The sequence below is a fragment of the Glaciihabitans tibetensis genome, assembly GCF_003003265.1.
Lineage (GTDB): Bacteria > Actinomycetota > Actinomycetes > Actinomycetales > Microbacteriaceae > Glaciihabitans > Glaciihabitans tibetensis.
This window is the reverse complement of the sequence record NZ_PVTL01000001.1, coordinates 383349-404791: the sequence shown is the minus strand read 5'-3', so window position 1 is coordinate 404791 and position 21443 is coordinate 383349. Positions and strand designations below refer to the sequence as shown.

Here is a 21443-nt window from a genome sequence, read left to right as displayed (position 1 = left end):
CATGTCATCCGACACCCGTCCCTGGCACAACACCGCCCTGCCGATCGCAGCCCGCGTCGCAGCATTGATCGACGTCCTCACCCTGGAGGAGAAGGTCGCCCAGCTGTACGGCGTCTGGGTCGGCGCCGACAGCGACGGTGAAGAAGTCGCTCCCTACCAGCACGACATGGACGAGCAGATCGATCTGGATCTGCTCCTTCCGAAGGGTCTCGGCCAGCTGACCCGTCCGTTCGGCAGCGCACCCGTCGATGCCGCGCTCGGCGCGTTGTCCTTGCTGCGGACCCAGCAGCGAATCGTCGCGGCGAATCGGTTCGGAATTCCCGCGGTGGCGCACGAGGAGTGCCTCGCCGGGTTTGCCGCCTGGGGTGCGACCGCCTACCCGGTTCCGCTGTCGTGGGGCGCGACCTTCAACCCCGCCCTGGTCGAATCGATGGCCAACCGCATTGGCGCAGATATGCGCGCGGTCGGCGTACACCAAGGCCTCGCGCCCGTGCTCGACGTGGTTCGCGACGCCCGCTGGGGTCGGGTGGAGGAAACCATTGGCGAGGACCCGTACCTCGTGGGAACGGTCGCAACCGCCTACGTTCGGGGGCTGGAGGCCGCCGGGATCGTCGCGACGCTCAAACATTTCGTGGGGTACTCGGCTTCGAAGGCGGGACGCAACCTCGCACCGGTGTCGGTCGGCGCGCGGGAGCTGGCGGATGTGCTGCTTCCGCCTTTCGAGATGGCTATCCGCGAGGGCGGTGCCCGGTCGGTGATGCACGCCTACACCGACATCGACGGTGTCCCCTCCGCTGCAGACGAGAGCCTCCTCACCACCCTGTTGCGCGACACATGGGGGTTCACGGGCACCGTTGTCGCCGATTACTTTGGCATTGCGTTCTTGCGATCACTGCACGGCATTGCCGGGACCTGGGCGGATGCTGCGGCCGCTGCCCTCACCGCGGGCGTCGACGTCGAGCTTCCGACAGTGAAAACCTTCGGGGAGCCTCTGCTCGAGGCGATCGCAGACGGTCGCCTCGACGAATCGGTCATCGACCGGGCCCTGACGCGCGTTCTCTCGCAGAAAGCGGAGCTGGGCTTGCTCGACGCGGACTGGTCTGCCGTTCCGTCGGCCCTGGAGGGGGCAGACCTGCACGACGCCGAAGCGCTCCGCGGCACGGTGGATCTCGACAGCGACGCCAACCGTGCAGTCGCCCGCGCCCTCGCCGAGCAGTCGGTGATTTTGCTGTCGAACGACGGCACCCTCCCCCTGCAGCGCCCGCGCCGCATCGCCGTGGTCGGCCCCAACGCCGACAACCCCATGGCCGTCCTCGGCTGCTATTCCTTCCCCGCGCACGTCGGCGTGCAGCACCCGGAGATTCCTCTCGGGCTCAAGCTGCCCACCCTTCTCGCTTCGCTTTCCGCCGAGTTCGGCGACAGCGAGGTTGTGTACGCGGCGGGCACGAGCGTTGACGGGGGCGAGACGGAGGGCTTCGCGGACGCGGTAGCGATCGCGGCCGACGCGGACGTGGTCATCGTTGTGCTCGGGGACCGCGCCGGCCTCTTTGGCCGCGGCACCAGTGGTGAGGGCTGCGACGCGCCCTCCCTGCAGCTTCCGGGATCGCAGCAAGAGCTTCTCGACGCGATCCTCGCAGCCGGAACTCCGACAGTGGTGACGCTGCTCTCCGGTCGGCCCTACGCGCTCGGCCGGGCCACCACGGAGGCTGCGGCCATCGTGCAGACCTTCTTCCCGGGCGAGGAGGGCACACCAGCAATCGCGGGCGTGCTGAGCGGACGGGTCAACCCGTCGGGCCGACTACCCGTGAGCGTTCCATCCCACCCGGGCGCCCAGCCCTCGAGCTACCTCGCCGCTCCCCTCGCCCGTGCCACGGGTGTATCCAACATCGACCCGACTGCGGCGTTCGCGTTCGGGCACGGCATCGGGTACAGCACGTTTGAGTACAGCGCGGTCGAGGACGGCGCCGCCGCGGACAGGGCAGCCGCCACGGTCGCCACCGACGGGGTCGTCACGATCCAGCTGACAGTGCGCAATACCAGCGGACGCTTCGGGGTTGAGGTTGTTCAGCTGTACCTGCACGATCCGGTGGCGTCTGTGGTGCGCCCGGTGCAGAGGCTCGTGGGTTACCACCGCGTCGAACTTGCCGCGGGCGAGGCAGTGCTGCTCACGGTCGAGGTGCCGACCGATGTTGCGTCGTTCACGTCGCGCAAGGGACAGCGCATCGTGGAGGCAGGAGAGATTGTGCTGGGGATCGGGGCGTCGAGCGCCGACATCCGCCTCACCCGCTCCGTCACCTTCGTCGGGGCGACCCGCACTGTCGACCACACGAGGCGCCTGCACGCACAATTCACACGCAGCTAGCCACGGCAGCCGCGGCGGTGCAGCGCTGGCTCAGCACTGAACGCCGCGGTGCTGGCTCAGCACCGAACGCCGCGGTGCTGGCTCAGTACTGAACGCCGCGGCGAGCGGCACGGCGGTAGAACTCGTTACCGAGCGCTCCCCCGATGACCGCACCCACGAGACTCACGATGGTGACGAGCACCACCGTGATCGCGGTGGCTGGCGAAAGCACCCCCTCGCCGACGGGTAGCCGGGGAAAAACGCTGAGCTCGGCGAGCACGTTGTACTGGCCGCCGGCAGTGGTCGTCAGGGCAGCGATAAGCACAGCCACGACAAGCGAAACCACCCAGACCAGGAAACCCTGGGTTGCGCCGCTGAACCGGGATATTCTCCCGGCGACGTAGCCGCCCATGCAGTAGGCGAGGAAATGTATGCCGAATAGGGACACGGCGCCCGTGATCCCCATCGGTCCGTTGGTGGTCAGCTCGCCGATGCCGCCCGGGGTGGTAACCGCGGTGGCCGTTCCTATTCGCACGGCGGTTCCTGCGGCGACGACGAAGTCTGTCATGAAAATCGAGGCGCCCGCGGCGGCAAGCCAGCCGAGACACGCGGCACCCAACAGGGTGCCGCCCCACTCCGCCCGCTGACGTCCTGGAACGCGAGCGCCTTCTCTCCGGGCCCGCCGTTCGCTCGGCATCGGGGCGGGTGGATCGGCAGGCGCCGGTGGGCCGGTTTGCGGCTGCATTTTGACGGACACACCGGGGTGCGCGTCTTTCGTGGGCACACCCGCCATGTGCTCATCCATGCCGCTCCCTTCGCCGCCGTCGCGACCACGACTTTTTCCGCGGTACTTAACCTCATTTCACGCGGTGCCGCGGGGCAAGGGGTTGCGGCGGCGAATGGAACACATCGCGGCGGCTCCACGCTTACCGGCAGGCAGCTCGCGTTTAGAGCGTTCTGCTTAGCCCCATCCGCCCAGATAGGGACCGAGACGAGGTTCGTTCTCAAGAGACGTCAACCACGGGGCATCAATGGCGGATGTCGTAAACAGGTCATCCCGACCCCACCGGGCACCCCGGGCGACGGCACGGCTCGCCTGGATCGTTATCGACGCGCCCGCGTTTTCGTAGACGATCGCTCCTTCGCTCCCGCTCCCCACCCGCTCCACCGCGGACAGCAGATCCGACGTGGATACAGAAGCGTCGACCTGAAGGCTGTCCACTCTCACCGCCGCCTCAAGAGTGATGACCACTCGTGCCTTGTTGGCTACCTCGTTCGCCCGTGGTGTCCCCGTCTCGAGCACACGGTCGTCGAACGCGAATACGGTTCCGTACTCGGGTGGGACGACGCACGTTGCGTGCGGCAGCACCGCGAGGATCGAGTCGACACAGATGAATGCAGCGGCAGCGGAGGGCGCTGAGTCGAGTACCGCCACCACATCGGCGATGGGACCGCGCACTGCCCGACCCCGGGAGCCCGTGAGAGGGATCGCGCGCGATAGCACGAGCATCTCGTTGTTCTTCGCGGCGCGCTTGTCGGGATCATCGAGTTCCCGGCTTCCCCAGTCGGGGCCGTCGTGCCACGCGACGGCGGTCGGCACGTGCGCGAGAAGGCCCCCAGCGAGCCAGGCGCGGTGCGCCCACTCCCAGTCCTCTCCTCCATAGTCCTGGAAGGTCTCGTCGAACCCACCCGTCTCCTCGAACAGTGCCCTGCTGCAGGTGAGGACGGCGCTGATGATGTAGCGATACGAGCGGTTGTCTGAGTCGAGCAAGTTCCGACTGCCGCGGTAGGCATCGTCGAGCCATTGCGGAGAAGGAAGTGCCCACTTCGCCGCGTCAGAGACATCGGGCGCTTCGCTGGAGCTGAAGTCGGCGTGCCGACGGTGACCGACAGTGACGACATCGGGCGCAAGCGCGGGAAGTCGGGTACTCTCCCGCACGTACTGCGGCTCTGGGGCGGTGTCCGCGTCGAGGAAGCAGATGATGGCGCCGCTCGACTGACGCGCGCCCAGGTTGCGGGCGGCCGCCGCGCGGAATCCGCGGTCCTCCTGCCGTACCAGCCGCACCCCCGCCGGTACGGTCGGAACCAGCAGAGTTCCGTCATCCACCACGATGATTTCAATCAGGTCGCGCGGGTAGTCCTGCACGGCCAGTGAGGCCAGGGTGCGGTCAAGCTGCCGCTGCTGGTCATAGTGAATGATCACCACAGACACCGTCGGCAGTTCGCGCGGCCACTGGCCATCGAGGGTGTCCCAGCGGTTACCGACGAGGGGCTGGCCCGTCACCATACGACGGTCTCCCACCAGGCGAGGTAGCGGCGTGCGGTCGCGGCACTGTCGGGGCCGGTTACCGCGTCGCTGGCCAGCCAGGTGGATTCCGGATCGTCCAGCGCTGCGTCGATCGCGGCGCTCAGCAGCGGCGGCTCGTATAGGGTCGCGGTGCCGGGTCGAAGGGTGAGCATCTCGCGGGAATACCGCGTGTTGGGAATGAGCGGTTTGCGGCCGGCGGAGATCCAGGTCGCCAGTGATCCTGATGCCGAGACGTGCTGGTGGGCCGCCAGCGGCACGCTCGCTGACCGGCAGGCGCTCAGGAGCGCCTCGTCGCTGAGAAATCCGGTGGCCGTAAATTCCACGCCGAGTGCGCGGGCACGGGCGATGAGATCAGTGAGGTCGGCCTCGTGACCGGCGGAGGCTGTCCCGAGCGCCGTCACGCCAGTGGACGCACGGCCAAGTTGGGCTACGGCATCCACCGCCTCCGCGTGCCCTTTACCGGGGTAGAAGTATCCGACGATCGCTACGTCACCGTCGAGCAGATCCGCGCGAAGCGACAAGGGCTGCATGTCGACGGGGAGCGGGATCACCTCGGGTGCGGTGTCGGTAAGGTCTGCGAGCAGGGATGCCTCGTGCTCGCTGTTGCAGGACATCCCTGCGGCTGCGGCTATCACCCGCTGGTAAGAGTCCGCCCGTCGCCTCTGGTTCACCGGCCCGTCAGACGCTTGGGGGATGTCGTGGAGCGTTACGGTCACCGCGGTGGTTGCTGCGAGCCGCTCGAACCGCTCCGCCGCCCGCTCCGGCGATGTAGCCCAGAGGCGGTCAGTGAAGTGCACGTGCACGCGTTCCACTCCCGACTCCGAAACCGCGTCGATCCCGATGGTGCGGTCCATGCCCACCGCGCGCGCAAGATGGAAAGCGAGCTGGGTCGAGTAGCGCGCTACGCCGTGGTTCTTGTCACCGACCTCACCCCACCAGGGCAGCGTCGTCATCGGGTGAACCCCATCGACTCCAGCGCCCCACGATGACGGAGGATTCCGGCGTCGATGACCTCCGGGTGTTTCTCGTACCAGCGGAGGTGCGCGTCGCGCACGACCTCGTCTGCGACATCCACCTCATCGACGACCCAATGCGGGGTGGACGGCGCGGCCAGATCGTAGGCCTCAGCCACTTCCGGCAGTCGCGGCGCGTGCACGTTGTTGAGCACCTCCCGCCCCGGGTCAACCGTGTGCGGCTCGTGGCCGAGTGCGCTGCGGACCCGAGCAGCTAGGTCCGTCCAGACGGGGTTACCGGGGTGATTGATGGTGCGCATCTGTCCGAAGCTGGGGCGTTCGAACAGGTCGGACACCACCACCGTGTCATGCCGGGCTTCGCGAGAGCGCAGCTCCTGCAGCGAACGGTCCCCGACCGCGCGAACAGAAGCCACGGTGATCGGCCGCACGGGTGTCGAGAGCCCGTGAAGCCGGTCGGCAGCCTCGGCGAGCGTGCGCAGGTCGTGGTACGCGACGATCGGCGGAGAGAGCGAAGGGTTGACAGGGGGGCGGATGAGAACCTGCGCCGGATACAGGCCGGCGAAACGGATGATCGGCACGGTGACGGTCTGGGCAGCCGGGCGCAACGCCGCCACAAGATTCCGTGTGCCGATCGGCAACCCCCGGTAGTTGTCCTGAATCGGCTGGGAAACCAGCACCGCGGCCTGCCCCAACACGATGGTCAAACGGTGGATGTCGTCGGCAACCAGTTCGTGGATCGCTGGCATCCGCACCCACGGCATGTCGCCGCCTTCCAAGAAGATGCGCAGGCTCTCGGCCTGGCAGTTGCCGGCCACTACCCCGTATCCTCCCGTGGGCAGATCCGTCAGTCCGTAGAACTGCGAGTAGTGCCTCCTACGTCCATCGACGTCCTGGTGTGCCTCGGACATGAAATGCCATTCCTCTTCATGCGCACATCAACCGGGCGCGTCGTACGGGTGGCGATCGTCCCGCCCGAAACCCTAAACAATTATCTCAGGATCCTCGCGGCCTCGTGGTTCCGACGCCGCGAATCGCCCGGCGCGGTCTGGTCAGCTCAGGCGGGCGTATCCATTGGCGGCGGCAGCCACCGAGTCGACGTAGGCGTCGTCGTGGTTGTAGGAGAAGATTCCCGCCCGCCACCCCTCCACCGACGACAGGTCGCCGGAGTGGCAGAGGTAGCGGCCGGCAGCCAACACGGCATCGTCGATCTGGTTTGGGTCAGACGCTCCATCGCCATTGCCGTCGGCGCCCCAGGTACTCCACGTTCCCGGGACGAACTGCAACGGACCCACCGCGCGGTCCCACTGGCTGTCGCCGTCCCATGCTCCCCCGTCGGTATCGGCGATCGCCATGAACCTCACACCATCGAGAGCAGGGCCTCGAATCGGCAGATCCGTCGAGCCGTCGCCCTGCAGCGAGGCACCTCCGTGACTGGCGTGGCCGGACTCTATCTGGCCGATGCCGGCGAGCGTGGTCCAACCGAGATTGCAGGCCGGGTTCTCCTGCGCCAGTTGCAACGAGGCGCCCGCGTAGGCCGCGAGAGCCCGACGCGGGATTGAGGTGGATGCCGCGACGGTGTCGAGCCACGCGCCGTCCACACTCTCCGCGAGCCCCGTCGCGCCAGCGGGCTGGCCCGCGGGGGCGGTCACCGTGCCGGGCGACGAGATGGGATTGTCGGTCAGCACGTCCGTGGTGGGCGTGGTCGAAAAATCGCTGCCGCCGAGATCGTCCCGTACCGAACTGATCTGTGCAATCCAGACCACCGCACCTAGCAATCCGACGACCGGAATCAGGCTCATGGCGACCGAGAACACCCGCGCAGATCGACGCGGGCCACGCGCGGACGGTTGGGTCGCAGCAGATACCGTCGCGCGGCGCTTCCCGCTGGAGGGAGCGGTGCGCTTCCCGCTGGAGGGAGCGGTGCTCTTCCCGCTGGAGGGAGCGGTGCGCTTAGCCCCAGCGGCCCGCGATCCGGCTGCCGGTCGCTTGGGCGCGGGGCGGCGTGCGGGCGTCATGGGAACCAATGCTCGAAGGGGCGGGACGGTCAGTCGGCCACTTTATCGGGTCGAGGTGTCGCTGGTGTAATGTTGCGCCGTGCCGCACACCCCCCTGGTCCCGCTGCAGCGCGTGAAATCGTCCGGGCTGCACGCCGCACAGCTGGTGGTGACCGGCTTCGCCGCCGCGGTGCTCATCGGAACCGTGCTCTTGTTGCTGCCGATTTCGAAGTCGGGCCCCGGCGGTGCCAGCTTCATCGAGGCGCTGTTCACCGCGACATCCGCCGTCTGCGTCACCGGGCACATCATCGTCGACACCCCCGTCTACTGGAGCAGCTTCGGCCAGGTGGTGATTCTCGCGCTCATTCAGGTGGGCGGCTTGGGGATCATGATCTTCGCGTCATTGATCGGCATCACGCTTGCCCGCAAAATGAGCATCCGTGGTCGGGTGACCGCGGCCGCCGAAGCGCGAAGCGTGGGCATGGCCGACATCGCCGGAATGATCCGCGGCATCGTGGTCATCACCGTCGTCATCGAAGCCGCCGTGTTCCTCGCGCTCACGCTGCGTTTCTGGCTCGGGTACGGCTATCAGCTCGGTGATTCGGTGTGGTACGGCCTGTTCCACGCGGTGTCCGCCTTTAACAACGCCGGGTTCTCCACCTTCAGCGACAACCTCGTCGGATTTGCCACCGACCCCTGGATCTGTCTCCCGATTGCGCTCGCGATCATCCTCGGCGGGCTCGGGTTCCCCGTCATCATGCAGCTCCGCAAGGAGTTCAGACGCCCGCTGCACTGGTCGATGAACACCAAGCTGGTGCTCGTCGGTACCGGGTCGTTGCTTGCCATAGGCACGGCGCTTACCTGCTGGATCGAGTGGTCCAACACGGCGACGCTGGGCGAGATGAGCCCGGCCGATCGCATTCTCGCCGGATTTTTCCACACCGTGCAGACGCGCACGGCCGGGTTCAACAGTCTGCCGATCGGCGAGATGAACTCCGAAACCTGGTTCGTCAGCGACATCCTGATGTTCATCGGAGCAGGCCCCGCGGGAACGGCCGGCGGCATCAAGGTCACGACCTTTCTCGTGCTGTTCTTCATCATGTACACCGAGCTTCGAGGTGAAGGAGCGGTCAACATCTTCGGCAAGCGGCTCTCGCGGGCGGTGCACCGCCAGGCGATCACGATCGTTCTCGCCTCGGTTGCGGCGGTGGTCGTCGCGACCGGGGCGATCATGCTGCTCACCGACTTCGAGCTCGACCGGGTACTTTTTGAAGTCATCTCCGCGTTCGCCACGGTCGGCCTGTCCACCGGCATCACCGCGGATCTTCCCGTTCCCGCGCAACTCATCCTTGTCGCGCTAATGTTTCTCGGTCGGCTCGGTCCCCTCACCCTCGGAACCGCCATCGCCCTCAAGCAGCGCCGCACCCTGTACGAATTCCCGAAGGAGAGGCCAGTCATTGGCTAAGTCGCCCCGCACCGCACGCATCGCAGAAGCCGACTCCGTCGTCGTGATCGGACTCGGTCGCTTCGGCACCGCTCTCGCTCTGGAGCTGATGGCGGCGGGCACCGAAGTTCTCGGAATCGACGTGAGCGAAGAAATCGTCCAGTCGCTCAATGGCCGACTCACCCAGGTGGTGCGCACCGACTCCACCAACGAGGAGGCGCTGCAGCAGCTGGCCGTGCATGAGTTTGACCGGGCGGTCGTCGCCATTGGCAGCGACATCCAGGCCAGCATCCTCACCACCTCGCTCCTCCTGCGTTTCGGAATCCCGAATATCTGGGCTAAGGCGGTCACCGACGCGCACGGTCAGATCTTCGACCAACTCGGCGTTCAGCACGTCATCTACCCCGAGAAAGACATGGGCCGGCGCGTGGCGCACCTGGTTCGCGGCGCGGCGCTGGACTACATCGAGGTGGACAAGGACTTCGCGATCGTCAAAACGAGCCCGAACAGCCTCGTGCGCGATATCCGCCTCGGTGACACCACCATCCGCGCGACGTATGGCGTCACCGTACTTGCCTACAAGCGCGGCGATGAAAACTGGAGGAACACCGACCTGGACACCGTGCTACGCGACGGCGACGTGATGCTGGTCGCGGGCCCTACCGCGCGCGCGGAGGCTTTCGGGCAGCTGCAGTAGCAGGCGGTGCGTGAGAGAAGCAGGCGAGCACAACCGCGATTGCGGCTACACAGGGCGGCGTGAACGGATCCGCTGGTTCTGCTGGACCGCTGTGTGCTGTGTCCTCAGACCAGCCAGCTGTGCTTGCGAACGAAGGTCAGCGACTTCCACGTGCGACCCAGGCCCCAGGTGTCGCCGGCCGACGTGTACGCGATGGTGATCAGCGCGAGAGCGTAAATGATGTGGTAGTCGACAATCGGGTTGGTCGAAGCGAGGTTCGCCGCGAAAGGCCACTCGGCAAGATACATGAAGACCATGATGAGGCTCCCTGCAACAGCACTGATCCTGATCCCGACGCCGAGCATTACGGCGAGGCCGACAGCGATCATGCCGAGCATGAAGAGCGCGTCGACGGCCGGCGTTGCGATAGCTGTGAAGAACGGCTGGAGCGGCCCGGAGACGGCTTCGCTGTTCAAAAAGCCCTGCGCGGGAGTGCCTCCGTTGATCCAGGCTCGTTCGGTTGGCGTCGAGAATCCTAGGCCGAAGGTCTTGTCCAAGAATGCCCACAGGAAAATGAAGCCCGTGGCAAGGCGGAGAACGGCGAGGCTTCGGCGGGCGGCTTTCGTTGCCACGATCGATTCCTCTGTTGCAAGTGGTGGTGCGGTCGCCGTCGGAGCGGCGGTTTGGCGAATGGTGGTTGACATCGTGACCCCTCGTTTGATTTCAGGCCGCTGTGGCCATGAGGCAACGATCGCCCCGCGACACTCTCACCGTTAGTGTCGAAGGTCCCGACAACCGAAGCTGGCCGTCGGGACTTCTACCACTCGGTGAGCAGCCAGAGCGACGCCCACCGCACACTCATCCGATAAGCCGCGATGTGCAGGAGGAGACGACGGACACCTGCGTCTGCTCCTGTTGCCGGTTACTCCGGCAACTCCTCGGCCGGGGTGTCCACTACCCACGCTCCGGACAGCACGATGTTGTCGGTCAGGGTGAGCAGCAGGTCTGCCTGCGCGATCACGGGGCTGGAGAAGGCGACGAGGCAAAGCCCGCGGTGGTCGGGAAACTCGAGCCAATAGTCGGTCAGCAGCAGCGGTACGTTCCCAGCTCCCAGCTCCCCGGGTCCGGCGATGGTGCGGCTGTGACGCAACAGTGGCCCGCCGGGGGTATCGGCCCCGACTAGCTGCGCGCCTTCGGTCAGGCTTCTGTGCAGTTTGTCGCCCATGCGGTCGAGGTGGCTGATGGTTGACACCGCGGGGCCGAGTTCTTGCCAGTAGAGCACCACGTTGAGGGCAAGCGCGCCCTTTTTTGATCGTTGGAGCAGGTACGCGAGGAACTGTGCGCCACCGGCCGCGGCCCGCACACACGACTCGGTGAGCCAGGCGGCGAGCTCGGCACGCAGCACGGGTGCCGCCTTGACCTTCTTGAGCTGGCGGTCGATGAGGGCGGCAATCTGCTTCTCCCGCTCGACCTCGTCGAGCAGGTTGACCAGGAACCAGTCGCCGGACAGCGCAAGGTCGAAGCCAGCAACTCGGGATGCCGTGGCGTCGCCGTCAGCCGGGAAGTCGGGGAGACTCCGTGCGTCGTCCGCCCCCGAGGTGGCCCAAGCGACTTCGTCGTCCTCCGGTCGTGGCTGGAGGATCTCCAGCACGTCGGCCGGGGATGCGGTCATGGCGTGGGGGCTTGCGGGGTCGAAACTGACCGCGCTGAGCGACTCGACCTGTTCGGCGAGGAACGGCGCAAGTGAGCTGCCCCGCTGGAGGGCGAACTCACGGTCGGGCACCTCCCCGATGAAAGCGGCAAGTGTCTCGGTCGACGAGAAGAGGCAGAGCGCCCATTCGGGGTTGTCCGGCGTTGAACTTGCTCTGCCGAAGACGCGAGTGTCAACCGTGCCGTCCTCGCGACGCAAGAGCGGCACGACAACGTAGTCCATACGCAGCGCGCGGCCGATGGCTTCGACGTCGCGGGCGATGAGCGCGGCGAGCAGCGGTACGGATCCCACTTCCGGCAGCGCAGCGACCGGCACCGGGGTGGGGTTTTGGCTGTCAGGTGTGCTGTTGGTGGGGTCAGTCATGGGACATCTCTTTGATCAGGTCGCGGGATCCGACGAGCAGTTCGGCGATCGGTTCGCGCTCGCCCCGCATGATGGCAGCCGAGGCTGCGGAGTCATCTTCTCCTGCGAGTTTCTCGTACACGAGCACAGTAGCTGCAGGGCCGTCGAAGCTGGGCACCGGAGTCGCTCGCGGGCCGGTCAGGAAGATGTGCACGCGCGGCCAGCCCTCGGGAGGCCGCAGCGCGATGAAGATCGGAAGAAACGGCGGGAACTCGCGGTCGGAAATTTTCACCGGAAAGTTGCCGTATCGACCGCTCACGTCGTGGGCCCACATCGCGGTCTCGTACTCGCCTGCGTAGTTCGGGTTGACGAGCCACGGTTCGGTGGCTTCAATCTGTGCGCGCCAGGCGTCGGTCCTGGCCTGGCGCTGACGGGCGAGATCCACGCTCGAGGTGAAAAACACGGTGCCGATCGCACGGGCTGAGCTCGAGCCGGACGCGAGTGCGATCTGTTTTGCCGCCGCCGGGGTGACCGCGGGGTCGACCGGGTAAAGAGTGCACTCCATTTCCCAGGAACCCGCCTCCGTAGCATCGGCCGGGCTGAAATTGAACTGCTCGGCATAGAAGTAGCTCGCGGCGGAGTCGTCGCTGCGAAGGAATACGTCGTGCCACCCACCGAATTCCGACGACGCGAACAGCCGCCGCCCCTGAAACTCGGGCTGGCTGGAGTACGCGCCGACGACCACCGGAAACTCCAGATCGGCGATCCTTCTTCTCGGCCAGATCATGGCAGAACAAACGGCAGGTCGCCGATCACCGTGATTCCTCCCGACGAGACCGCCTCCTTCCCGAGGAGGTACTCGGGAGCACCGCCCAGGTTGCCGTTATAGGGAAGTGCGTGGCGCGCTTTCTCCACCACGCTGATGTCGTCAATACGGGCGAACGCAACGCGTTCCATCAAGTTGTAGTTCGGCAAGCCCAGCTGCATGCGGGGATTAACGAGATCGCTCGGGTCGCCGCTACTCCACGACCGGCCGTCTGGTCGTGCCCCGTTACCGTAGAGACGGTTTATCGTCATACCTTGTGTGGGCTGGGGTACCGGGGTGCGCATGTCAACAATGTACTGCCGCACGTGGGCGGGCCTAAGCCGAAGGGCGCTGAGCAGCGCGTCAGCGGACTCACGCTGGGCCGACTCGAGCGCGGGGGCATACGCCATCAACGCGTTGCCCACCTTGGAGTAGCGCAGATAAGCACGGCTCACGGTGGCGCATCAGACGGCTCTCTTTGTGGCCACCATGGTGGGTCCGCTGTCGTCAGTGATCGCCTGCGCCAGCTGGGCGTCCGTGTCGCTGTTGGTATTGGCGTTCTCGAACTCGCTGGCGATGAACGTCATGTCGGTGCCGACATCACCGACATACCCAGTAGCGAAATTAACTCAAGTCCAGCATCCCGCTCCTGAGGATATTTTTGCCAGCGAACCGCCCTCATCCGGCCAGAGTGGTCGCACCCAGCCTGGTCGAGGATAGCTTCAGCACCGATATGCTTGTCAGGCGCAAGCCCCTATAGCTCAGCTGGTTAGAGCCCCGAACTCATAATTCGGTAGTCCTCGGTTCAAGTCCGAGTGGGGGCACCTCTGATCGAACACTCAGCTGTTGTCGCGCAGCTTGGCGAGGCGTTCCCGCCAGGCCGTGCGATGCGGACGCGGCGGGATCGGCTCCACAATGGTGTCGCTGACCAGTTCGCCCCGGTACAGAGCCTCGAAGGTCGTCAGGGTGCGTTGGATGTCGTGATCCTCCACAATCCGGAGGCTCTCCCGCTTCATCCTGTGCAGTTCGCCCTCGGGCATGGTGAGCACATCGGTGAGGCGCTCCGCGAGTTCGACGACATTGCCGGGCTCAAACAGGAAGCCGTTCTCGCCGTCATGAACGAGGTGCGGCAGGGCCATGGCGTCGGCCGCAACGATCGGCAGTCCGCTGGCCATGGCCTCCATGGTCGCGATGCTCTGCAGCTCGGCGATGGACGGCATCGCGAATACGGTCGACCGTGTCAGAGCGTTGCGCAGGTACGCGTCATCGACGTAGCCGGCGAAGTTCACCCGGTGGCGGATTCCTAGTGAGGTTGCGAGCGACTTGAGGTGCGCCACCTGATCGCCGCCGCCGACCAGCTCGAGCTTTGCGTCGAGCGACTTGTCGAGCTGAGCGAAGGCGCGCATCAGCACGTCGAGCTGCTTCTCCCCGGTAATGCGGCCAACGAAGGTGATCAGTTTTTCGGCGGGCGGCTCGAAGCTCGGAGTGTAGTGGCGTGCGTCGATGCCGCAGGAGATCGCGTAGACACCCCGCAGTCGGGTGTTCGACTCCAGGAAGTCCGCCGCCTTGCGGGTCGGCGACGTCACAGCCTCTGCGCGACCGAACGAACGGGCGGCCGCCTTCCATGCGAGCCCCACCGCGCGGGCCTGCGCCCACTTCGGGAGCAGGGTGAACTCGAGCATGTTCTCGGGCATGAAGTGGTTGGTGCCGATGACGCGGATGCCGCGCTTGACGGCCTGGTGCGACAGGCCACGACCGATGATGATGTGGGACTGGAAATGCACGACGTCGGGTTGCACCGCGTCGAGGATCCGCGCGCTGTTCTGCTCGATCCGCCAGGGCATAGCAAACCGCAACCACGGGTGTGGGTACCAGCGTGCGCTGAACAGGCGGTGCACGGTGAACTCCTGCCCCTCGTGCGTCTCCAAGAACACCCCGTGGCCGCGGTAGGTCGCAGCCGGGGCAACCATGTGCACCTCATGCCCGCGCTCAGTGAGCCCAGCAGCCAGCCGCGCAGCGAAGTTCGCCGCGCCATTGATCTCGGGGGCGAAAGTGTCTGCACCGATTACGATGCGCAACGGTTGGCTCACGGGGCTTACGTCCTGCGGCGTTTCAGTCAAGTTCCAGGGTTCCTTGCGATCGGTCCGCTCGAGGGTTCACGACGGTGAGAGCCGAGCGGATGTCTACCTGCAACCACCCTAACGGTTCGTTTGAGGATGATGCTTTGCCAGCTGGAACACGCCGTAAATAGCCACCGCACCGGCAATAAGGAAGGCGAAAAAGGACCAGGCCGGTGCTCCAGCGGCCTCGCCGAGCACGACAACACCGATGGATACAGCGACCACGGGGTCGATGACCGTGAGACCGGCGACCACCAGATCCGGAGGCCCGGACGAGTACGCGGTCTGCACGAAGTACGACCCGAGCGCGCTCGCGGCGATAAGTGCCGCGATGCACAGGCCGGTCAGCCACTCCGTGGGAGTCAGGTCAAAGTCGGTGAGGGCGAGGGTCTTCAGCCGGTCGATAACCACCTTGGCGAGAGTCGCCACGAAGCCGAACAACACGCCTGCCCCGACAATGTAAAAAATCGGCGTGATCCGGTTTCGCAGCAACGCGAAAAGTAGGGCGAACGCGACGAGCACCACCGCAAGGATGACGAGCACGATGACCAGCTCGCGTTCGGTAACTGGCTTGGACTTGGCGTTAAATGCAGCAACCGTAACGAACAGCGCAACACCGCCCACGCACAGAGTGATGGCGCGGATCGAGATCGCGTCGAGCTTCACGTGACTCACCCGCGCGTTGACGATGGCCGTGATGACCAACGCGACGGCGCCGAGCGGCTGCACCACGATCAGCGGTGCGAAATAGAGGCTGGTGAGCTGAAGCACGACGGCCAGCCCGAGCATGACAGTGCCCAGCACCCACGAGGGGCGTCGCAGGAGCAGAATCAGTTGGCGGGGGCTCAGCCCGCGCTCGCCAGTGGCCGCGCTTGCGGCATCCACCTTTCCCACCCCACGATGCTGGAACTGGGCTCCCAGCGCGAGGAACACTGCACCCACGAGCGCAATGGGGATGCCTATCGCCTGGTACGGGGAGAGGGAGATCTGATCAGCGAGGTCGGTTAGATCGGGTGTCACGGGTCGAATCTACTCGCTGCGCGCCGGATAACCTGTGTGAATGGCCGTACTTCCTATCCTCATTACTGGCGATCCGGTGCTTCACACCGTCGCATCCCCCATCACCGATTTCGACGAACCTCTGCGCAGTCTCGTTGAGGACATGTTCGAGACCATGGAGGCGGCGCCCGGCGTCGGTCTCGCGGGTCCGCAGGTGGGCGTTGGGCGTCGCATCTTTGTTTTTAATTGGGCGGATGACTCGGGCAAACTCTGGCGTGGAGCAGCCATCAATCCCGAACTGTGGATCAGCCCGCCCTTGATCGGCGCGGCCGACGAGGACGACGATTCGGAGGGGTGCCTGTCTATTCCGGGTGAGCGCTTTCCGCTGCGCCGGTCGGAGCTCGCCATTCTGCGCGCGGTCGACGCGAACAACGTGCCGTTCGAGATTCGCGCGGAAGGCTGGCTCGCGCGCATCTTCCAGCACGAGTTCGACCACCTGGACGGAATCCTCTACGCCGACCGGCTCGAGCACCTCCACTCGAAGGCGGCGACGAAGGCGATCCGCAAAAGCGGGTGGGGCCGCCCGGGCGAGTCCTGGATGCCCGGAGTCGACAACCTGGACGACTGACCCGGGCGCCCGCGTCCTAGGCGGCTGATACCGGGCTACCCGTGTACCCGGCTACCGGGCGACCGGGCTATCTGGCTACCCGTATAACCAGCTACCGGCCGACGATCGGGCGCGTCGGTTCGGGCAGCGGCGCCGACGCCGACGGGGACTGCCCGGCGGGCTCTGCCAGCGGACTCGCTGCTGGTCGCCGACCACTGCTGGCATAGAGCACCCCGCCCACCACGGCGAGTCCCGCGATCAGCTCGATCAGGTCGATCGCTTCGGCGAACGCGATCCACGACGCGAGCACTCCCACAACCGGGACGAGCATCGAAAAGGGTGCCACGACACTGGACGGGTGCCGCGCGAGCAGGCTGTTCCAGATTCCGTAGCCGACGACCGTAGCGATCAGCACGACGTAGAGCAGCCCCAGCACCGCAGGAAGGGCCTCAACCGTGAACGCCGTCGCCAGAGACTCGCCGATGCGCGCCGGACCCTCCACGGCGAGCGACAGGATGAGCATCGGCACCGGCGGAATCACCGACGTCCACAGCGTCAGGTGGAGCGGATTCGGCGCCTTCGCCTGGCGGCTGGACACGTTGCCGATCGCCCAGCCAAGCGCGGCGCAGAGGGTGAGGATGACCGGCAGGAGCGCGGCCACCTGCGCACGGTGGACCGCGATCGCAGCCAGGCCGAGTACGGCGATTGCGACCCCGATCGCGGCACGGCGAGAGATGCGCTCGTGCAGCCAGATGCCCGCGATGAGCACCGTGAATGGCGCAGAGGCCTGCAGCACCAGCGAGGCGAGGCCGCTCGGCATTCCGCTCGCCATGCCGAGGTAGAGGAAGGCGAACTGCAGGATGCCGATACCGACACCGACGCCGAGCAGCCATCGCAGCGGCACCTTCGGACGCGGGATGAACAGCAGGGTGGGAACCGCGAGCAGGGTGTAGCGCAGCGCGACGAGAAAGAACGGCGGGAAGTGCTCGAGCGCGAGGGCAGTTGCCGGAAAATTGATCCCCCAACAGATCGCAACGAAAGCGGCAAGGAATCGATCTCGGAGAGGCATTGCTCCATCGTGGCCTATGGCGCACCTAAGGACAATTGCATTGTTTTGAATTGTTCTTGTAGGCTCCCTTCATGGATGTGGATCAGCTCGCGGTGCTCCGCGAACTGGCCGAGCGCGGAAGCATCACCGCGGTCGCCGCCGCGATGCACAAGACACCCAGCGCGGTCTCCCAGCAGCTGCGCACGCTGCAGCGGCAGACCGGCGTGCCCCTCGTCGAGCGGGTCGGGCGGGGTGTTGTGCTCACCGACGCGGGCCACGCGCTCGCGCGCAGCTCCGTCCAGATCGCGACGGCTATGGCCGAGGCGGAGGCGACCTGGGACGCGTACCGGGGCGAGGCGAGCGGCACGGTGCGATTGACCGTGTTCTACTCAGCAGCCGAGTTGCTCGTACCCGGCCTGATGACTCGGCTGAAGGAGCATCCGTCTATCGATCTCAAGGTGGAGGATCAGGATGTCTCGCAGGACGACTTCGCCGCCCTCACCGCCGACCACGACATCGTCGTCGCCCACCGGTCCGATGACGTGCTTCCGCCGGAGCGGAGCGCGCTGAGAGTGGTCCCCCTGCTGCGGGAGCCGCTGGATGTCGCGTTGCCACTCGATCACCCGCTCGGTCACCGCGCCAGCGTGTCCGCCGCCGACGTGATCGGCGAGGCCTGGATCGGCGTACCGGAGAACTACCCGCTCGACCGGGTGCTCGGGGCGATGGCGGCGCACGAGTCCACCACGGCCAGAATCGTGTACCGCACGACCCACCTGCCGCTCACCGAGAAACTTGTTGCCGCCGGCCACGGGATCGCCCTGCTCCCCCGCCACACCTCACTGCAGCGTGCCGAGGGGCACTTCCGGCTTGTACCGCTGTCCGATCTTCGCGCGGGGCGACGGATTGAGGCGCTATTGCGTCCGGATCGCGCCGCCCGTCGAGCGGTGCAGATTGTGCTCGAGGCGCTGCGGGACGAGGCACGCACGTTTCACTAACGCGGGGGCTCACGCTCACGCTCACGCGTCGAGGTTGACCCCGTGCACACCGTTGTGGAACCGCAGCGCGGGAAAGACCGCCGAGACGGAGAAGCCAACGCCCGGAACGGAGTACGCGTTGAAGACCCCTCCGAACAGGGTCGCGCGCTCGCGCATCTCGGTGATGCCCGCGCCGGTGATCTCCTCGGTCAACGCGTTCAGGTCGTCGTCGACGCTGTAGGTGCGCTCCCGTGCGATGCGGTTCGGGTCCAGTCCTGCGCGGCGCGCGGTGGCGCGGGTGCCGTCGTCATCGACCTGCACGCGCAAGCCTTCGCCGCTCCAGTTGAGCGATACCGCGACCTCGGTGCCCTCGCCGCCGTGTTCGAGCGCGTTGTCGAGCGACACCTTCAGAATGCGCAGCACCGCCAATTCGGCGCCGGGAACCAGCGCAAATCGCTCGCCAGACTCCGAGACCACGATCGTGAGCCCGGCCTTACGCATCTCCGCGAACAGCTGGGTGGCCGCCTCGAGACGGGTCGGGCCGTCGAGGTCGGCGTCGCCGTCGCCCACAACCGTCATCACCCGGCGGAGGTCGGCCAGGGTGCTGCGCGCGGCGGTTTCGATGGCCGCGGCCGAACGCAGCGCGGTGCCCGGATCGGATTCCGCCGAGTACCGCACACTCTCGGCCTGGCTGATCCTGACCGACATCGAGTGGATCGCCACGTCGTGCAACTCACGGATCATGCGCAATCGTGCGGTCTGCTCGGCGAGAGCCAACTCCAGATCGCGGACGTCGAGCTGCGTGTCGTGACGATCGAGCTGCTCGACCCTCCGCAGATACCGCGACCGCAGCCACGCCACCAGCAACACGACGGTGGTCAGGAGAAGCACCGCCGAAGCGACGGCGAAAACGCCGAGGGCGTCGGCGGGAAGGGTCTCGAGCCAGGACATAAGGGCCTCCTCATGGGCCTGGGCGACCCATCGGAACGATACCGCGCCTGCGAGCATGCGCAAATATCCCCGATCGGGGGCAGAAAAAAGCCCCCAGCCGTGGAGGGCTGGGGGCTTAGCTCCCCGACTTGGACTCGAACCAAGAACCGCCGCATTAACAGTGCGATGCTCTGCCAATTGAGCTATCGAGGATTGCTGAAACTGCTGAAACAGCTCTGCAACCTTATCAAGAAATCCGGTATCTCCAAATCCACCCCGTCGCACCGATCGAGACTCCGCTCAGTCGGCGAGAAGGTAGGTCGGCGACGGTACGGCGATAGCGCCCTCGGCGATCAGGGCGCCATCGGCTGCGACCGCGAATGACGAGACGGTTCCCGAACGCTGGTTCGCGACATACAGGTGCTCCCCCACCACCACGAGGTGGCGCGGCCAATCCCCGCCGCACGAGGTGAACGTCGCCGGCTCCAGCGCCCCCGAGTCATTCAGACGCAGGGTGGCGACGCGGTTGCTCCCCCGTAGCCCGACGTAGGCGTGGGTGCCCGCCGAGTTCACCGCAATCGCCGAGGCGTGGTCGCCCGCAGCTGCGCCCGGTAGCTGCACCTGCGCCACGACGCTGTACTCGCCGTTCTGCGGGCGCAGCACAACGACCTGGCAGCTGAGCTCCCCCACCACCCAGACGTCCCCTGAGGGGCGCAGCAGCAGGTCACGCGGGCCGGTGCCGGGGGCGAGGCGGATGTCTCGCACGCGCGTCAGCGCAGGCGCCGACCCGAGCGTGTGCACGTAGACGCAATCGGTACCGAGGTCAGTCGTCAGCACAGTACTGGCGTCCACCTGCAGCACGTCGTGGGCGTGCGGCCCGTCCTGCGCTTCGTGGGGGCCGTGCTGCGCGTCGTGCGCCTCGTCGGCTTCGGCTCGTAGCGCCTGCGCGAGCGGGAGTACTGAGCCGGCGTCGTCCAGCGGAAACACCCCGATCGCGCCATCGCCATAGGACGCGACCACGAGATGCGACGCGCCCCGGTCAGAGCTCACCACGGCAAGAGCGCACGGAAACGGGCCGGCGGCGGGTTGCTGCCCCAGCGGTGTGAGCGCGGAACCGTCGCGACGGAACGCGGACACGACCTGCCCGCTCTCGCCCGTCGCGTAGATGACGCCGCCCGCGAGGCCCAGAAACGACGGTGATTCGGTGATTGCTGCCGTGCCGCGGTATTCGAGTTCGCCCCGCGGGCCCCGTTCGATCAGCCCAATACCGGCGGCCGAGCCATCCATCTCAGCCGTATATCCCCCGACCCACAGTCGGCGGCACAGGTCGTCAGTGTGCACTGAGCTCCTCCAGGTGGCGGTGCCGGGGATCATTCAGCACCTCGTCGACGGTACCGAAACCAATAAACGTGCCGCGTTGCATCACAGCGACGCGGTCGGCGATCCGCCGCACCTCGGTGATGCGGTTACTGATCAGGAGGGTGGCAAGCCCGCGGGAGACCCGCAGGTCGTGCAGCAGGTCGACGATTGGCCCGCGCGAGAGCACGTCGACCCCGGCGGTGGGGTCGTCCGCCACCAGGACGACGGGATCGAGCACGAGCGCCCGGGCGATCGCCACGCGCTGGCGCTGCCCGCGGCTGAGCTCGTAGGGGTACTGGTCCATGATGCCGAGGGGTAGGCGCACCGCGTCGAGCAGGGTGGCTACGGCGTCGGTTGCCTCGCGGGAATCGAAGCGGTGGTCGCGCACGAAGATCGGTTCTGCAATCGTCTCGGTTACCGTCAGGTTCGGGGACAGCAGCGATCCCGCGTCCTGTGCGATGTAGCCGACCCGAAGCGTGAGCCGGTCGCGGGCACGGCGGCGCATCCCGCGCACGGCCACTCCCGTCACCGTCAGAGCACCGCCGGTGATCTCGGCGACACCGGGTGTTCCCGCCGGTGCCGCTCCCGCACTCCCCGCTTCGGCACCCGCGCGCCCCGCCACGGTGCGCGCGAGCGTGCTTTTACCCGAACCTGTCTCACCGACGACCGCCAGTATCTCTCCGGCGCCCAGCGTGAACGTTACGCCGCCGACGGCGAACTCCCCGGGCGCGGCCCGGCGGTCCCGGTAGGCCACCGACAGGTCGTCGGCTGAAACCAGCACTTCGGCGCGCACCGCTCCGGTGGAGCCCAC

At 66.5% G+C, this 21443-nt stretch carries 21 protein-coding genes and 2 tRNA genes; 6 read left to right on the top strand and 17 right to left on the bottom strand.

The genetic code is table 11. The features are described 5' to 3' along the window. Position 1: 1 nt before the first annotated feature. A complete protein-coding gene (locus B0I08_RS01970; RefSeq protein ID WP_106209265.1) occupies positions 2-2362 on the top strand; it encodes a beta-xylosidase/alpha-l-arabinosidase in 2361 nt (786 codons plus the stop codon). A gap of 82 nt (positions 2363-2444) precedes the next feature. Here B0I08_RS01970 and B0I08_RS01965 read toward each other — a convergent pair whose 3' ends face one another. From B0I08_RS01965 to B0I08_RS01945, 5 genes are all read right to left on the bottom strand, one after another. Beyond that, entirely contained in the window at positions 2445-3146 is a 702-nt protein-coding gene (locus tag B0I08_RS01965) for a hypothetical protein (RefSeq protein ID WP_106209263.1), read from the bottom strand. Positions 3147-3302: 156 nt separating this feature from the next. Beyond that, positions 3303-4628, bottom strand: coding sequence for a glycosyltransferase family 2 protein (locus tag B0I08_RS01960; RefSeq protein ID WP_219905593.1), 1326 nt, complete (start codon positions 4626-4628; stop codon positions 3303-3305). Beyond that, the gene (locus B0I08_RS01955) at positions 4622-5602 is read right to left on the bottom strand and encodes a glycosyltransferase family protein (RefSeq protein WP_106209261.1); all 981 of its coding nucleotides are present in this window, start codon (positions 5600-5602) and stop codon (positions 4622-4624) included. The genes B0I08_RS01960 and B0I08_RS01955 overlap by 7 nt, the downstream gene beginning before the upstream one ends. Then, entirely contained in the window at positions 5599-6531 is a 933-nt protein-coding gene (locus tag B0I08_RS01950; RefSeq protein WP_146134294.1) for a WcbI family polysaccharide biosynthesis putative acetyltransferase, read from the bottom strand. Before B0I08_RS01950 ends, B0I08_RS01955 begins: the two co-directional genes overlap by 4 nt. A 141-nt stretch (positions 6532-6672) precedes the next feature. Continuing rightward, positions 6673-7422: a lytic transglycosylase domain-containing protein gene (locus B0I08_RS01945; RefSeq protein WP_106209984.1), complete on the bottom strand. Its 750-nt coding sequence runs from the start codon at positions 7420-7422 to the stop codon at positions 6673-6675. Between the two features lie 295 nt (positions 7423-7717). Between B0I08_RS01945 and B0I08_RS01940 the strand changes: the two genes are divergently transcribed. Together B0I08_RS01940 and B0I08_RS01935 are read left to right on the top strand one after the other, a co-directional pair. Further along, positions 7718-9082 carry a TrkH family potassium uptake protein gene (locus tag B0I08_RS01940; protein WP_245884451.1) on the top strand — a complete coding sequence of 455 codons (1365 nt, stop codon included), beginning with the start codon at positions 7718-7720 and terminating at the stop codon, positions 9080-9082. Next, complete coding sequence (locus tag B0I08_RS01935; protein WP_219905592.1) at positions 9075-9758, top strand: potassium channel family protein; 684 nt, start codon at positions 9075-9077, stop codon at positions 9756-9758. The genes B0I08_RS01940 and B0I08_RS01935 overlap by 8 nt, the downstream gene beginning before the upstream one ends. A gap of 104 nt (positions 9759-9862) precedes the next feature. Here B0I08_RS01935 and B0I08_RS01930 read toward each other — a convergent pair whose 3' ends face one another. From B0I08_RS01930 to B0I08_RS18145, 5 genes are all read right to left on the bottom strand, one after another. Then, the gene (locus B0I08_RS01930) at positions 9863-10441 is read right to left on the bottom strand and encodes a DoxX family protein (RefSeq protein WP_106209257.1); all 579 of its coding nucleotides are present in this window, start codon (positions 10439-10441) and stop codon (positions 9863-9865) included. Positions 10442-10659: 218 nt separating this feature from the next. Then, positions 10660-11811: a hypothetical protein gene (locus B0I08_RS01925; protein WP_106209255.1), complete on the bottom strand. Its 1152-nt coding sequence runs from the start codon at positions 11809-11811 to the stop codon at positions 10660-10662. After that, on the bottom strand, positions 11804-12577 hold the full coding sequence (locus B0I08_RS01920) for a hypothetical protein (RefSeq protein ID WP_106209253.1): 774 nt from the start codon (positions 12575-12577) through the stop codon (positions 11804-11806). Before B0I08_RS01920 ends, B0I08_RS01925 begins: the two co-directional genes overlap by 8 nt. Continuing rightward, complete coding sequence (locus tag B0I08_RS17510; protein WP_146134293.1) at positions 12574-13050, bottom strand: hypothetical protein; 477 nt, start codon at positions 13048-13050, stop codon at positions 12574-12576. The genes B0I08_RS01920 and B0I08_RS17510 overlap by 4 nt, the downstream gene beginning before the upstream one ends. Positions 13051-13059: 9 nt before the next feature. Next, on the bottom strand, positions 13060-13182 hold the full coding sequence (locus B0I08_RS18145; RefSeq protein ID WP_281260191.1) for a hypothetical protein: 123 nt from the start codon (positions 13180-13182) through the stop codon (positions 13060-13062). Positions 13183-13345: 163 nt separating this feature from the next. Here B0I08_RS18145 and B0I08_RS01910 point away from each other — a divergent pair. Then, positions 13346-13419: transfer RNA gene (locus B0I08_RS01910), tRNA-Ile, on the top strand. A gap of 15 nt (positions 13420-13434) precedes the next feature. On the opposite strand, the gene B0I08_RS01905 is transcribed toward B0I08_RS01910, so the two are convergent. Together B0I08_RS01905 and B0I08_RS01900 are read right to left on the bottom strand one after the other, a co-directional pair. Beyond that, positions 13435-14715 (bottom strand): glycosyltransferase, encoded by a 1281-nt coding sequence (locus B0I08_RS01905; RefSeq protein ID WP_245884449.1) that lies wholly within the window; start codon positions 14713-14715, stop codon positions 13435-13437. Between the two features lie 78 nt (positions 14716-14793). Next, the gene (locus tag B0I08_RS01900; RefSeq protein ID WP_106209249.1) at positions 14794-15735 is read right to left on the bottom strand and encodes a DMT family transporter; all 942 of its coding nucleotides are present in this window, start codon (positions 15733-15735) and stop codon (positions 14794-14796) included. A gap of 40 nt (positions 15736-15775) precedes the next feature. Between B0I08_RS01900 and def the strand changes: the two genes are divergently transcribed. Next, entirely contained in the window at positions 15776-16342 is a 567-nt protein-coding gene (gene def, locus B0I08_RS01895) for a peptide deformylase (protein WP_106209247.1), read from the top strand. A 91-nt stretch (positions 16343-16433) separates the two neighbouring features. On the opposite strand, the gene B0I08_RS01890 is transcribed toward def, so the two are convergent. Beyond that, a complete protein-coding gene (locus B0I08_RS01890) occupies positions 16434-17390 on the bottom strand; it encodes an EamA family transporter (protein ID WP_106209245.1) in 957 nt (318 codons plus the stop codon). 71 nt (positions 17391-17461) lie between these two features. Between B0I08_RS01890 and B0I08_RS01885 the strand changes: the two genes are divergently transcribed. Beyond that, positions 17462-18364: a LysR family transcriptional regulator gene (locus B0I08_RS01885; protein ID WP_106209243.1), complete on the top strand. Its 903-nt coding sequence runs from the start codon at positions 17462-17464 to the stop codon at positions 18362-18364. A 21-nt stretch (positions 18365-18385) separates the two neighbouring features. Here the strand turns inward: B0I08_RS01885 and B0I08_RS01880 are convergent, their stop codons facing one another. From B0I08_RS01880 to B0I08_RS01865, 4 genes are all read right to left on the bottom strand, one after another. Further along, the gene (locus tag B0I08_RS01880) at positions 18386-19294 is read right to left on the bottom strand and encodes a sensor histidine kinase (protein ID WP_181243136.1); all 909 of its coding nucleotides are present in this window, start codon (positions 19292-19294) and stop codon (positions 18386-18388) included. 119 nt (positions 19295-19413) lie between these two features. Further along, positions 19414-19486, bottom strand: a tRNA-Asn gene (locus B0I08_RS01875). An 87-nt stretch (positions 19487-19573) separates the two neighbouring features. Further along, positions 19574-20614, bottom strand: coding sequence for a lactonase family protein (locus B0I08_RS01870; protein ID WP_181243134.1), 1041 nt, complete (start codon positions 20612-20614; stop codon positions 19574-19576). Continuing rightward, positions 20604-21443 (bottom strand): ATP-binding cassette domain-containing protein, encoded by an 840-nt coding sequence (locus tag B0I08_RS01865; RefSeq protein WP_245884448.1) that lies wholly within the window; start codon positions 21441-21443, stop codon positions 20604-20606. The genes B0I08_RS01870 and B0I08_RS01865 overlap by 11 nt, the downstream gene beginning before the upstream one ends.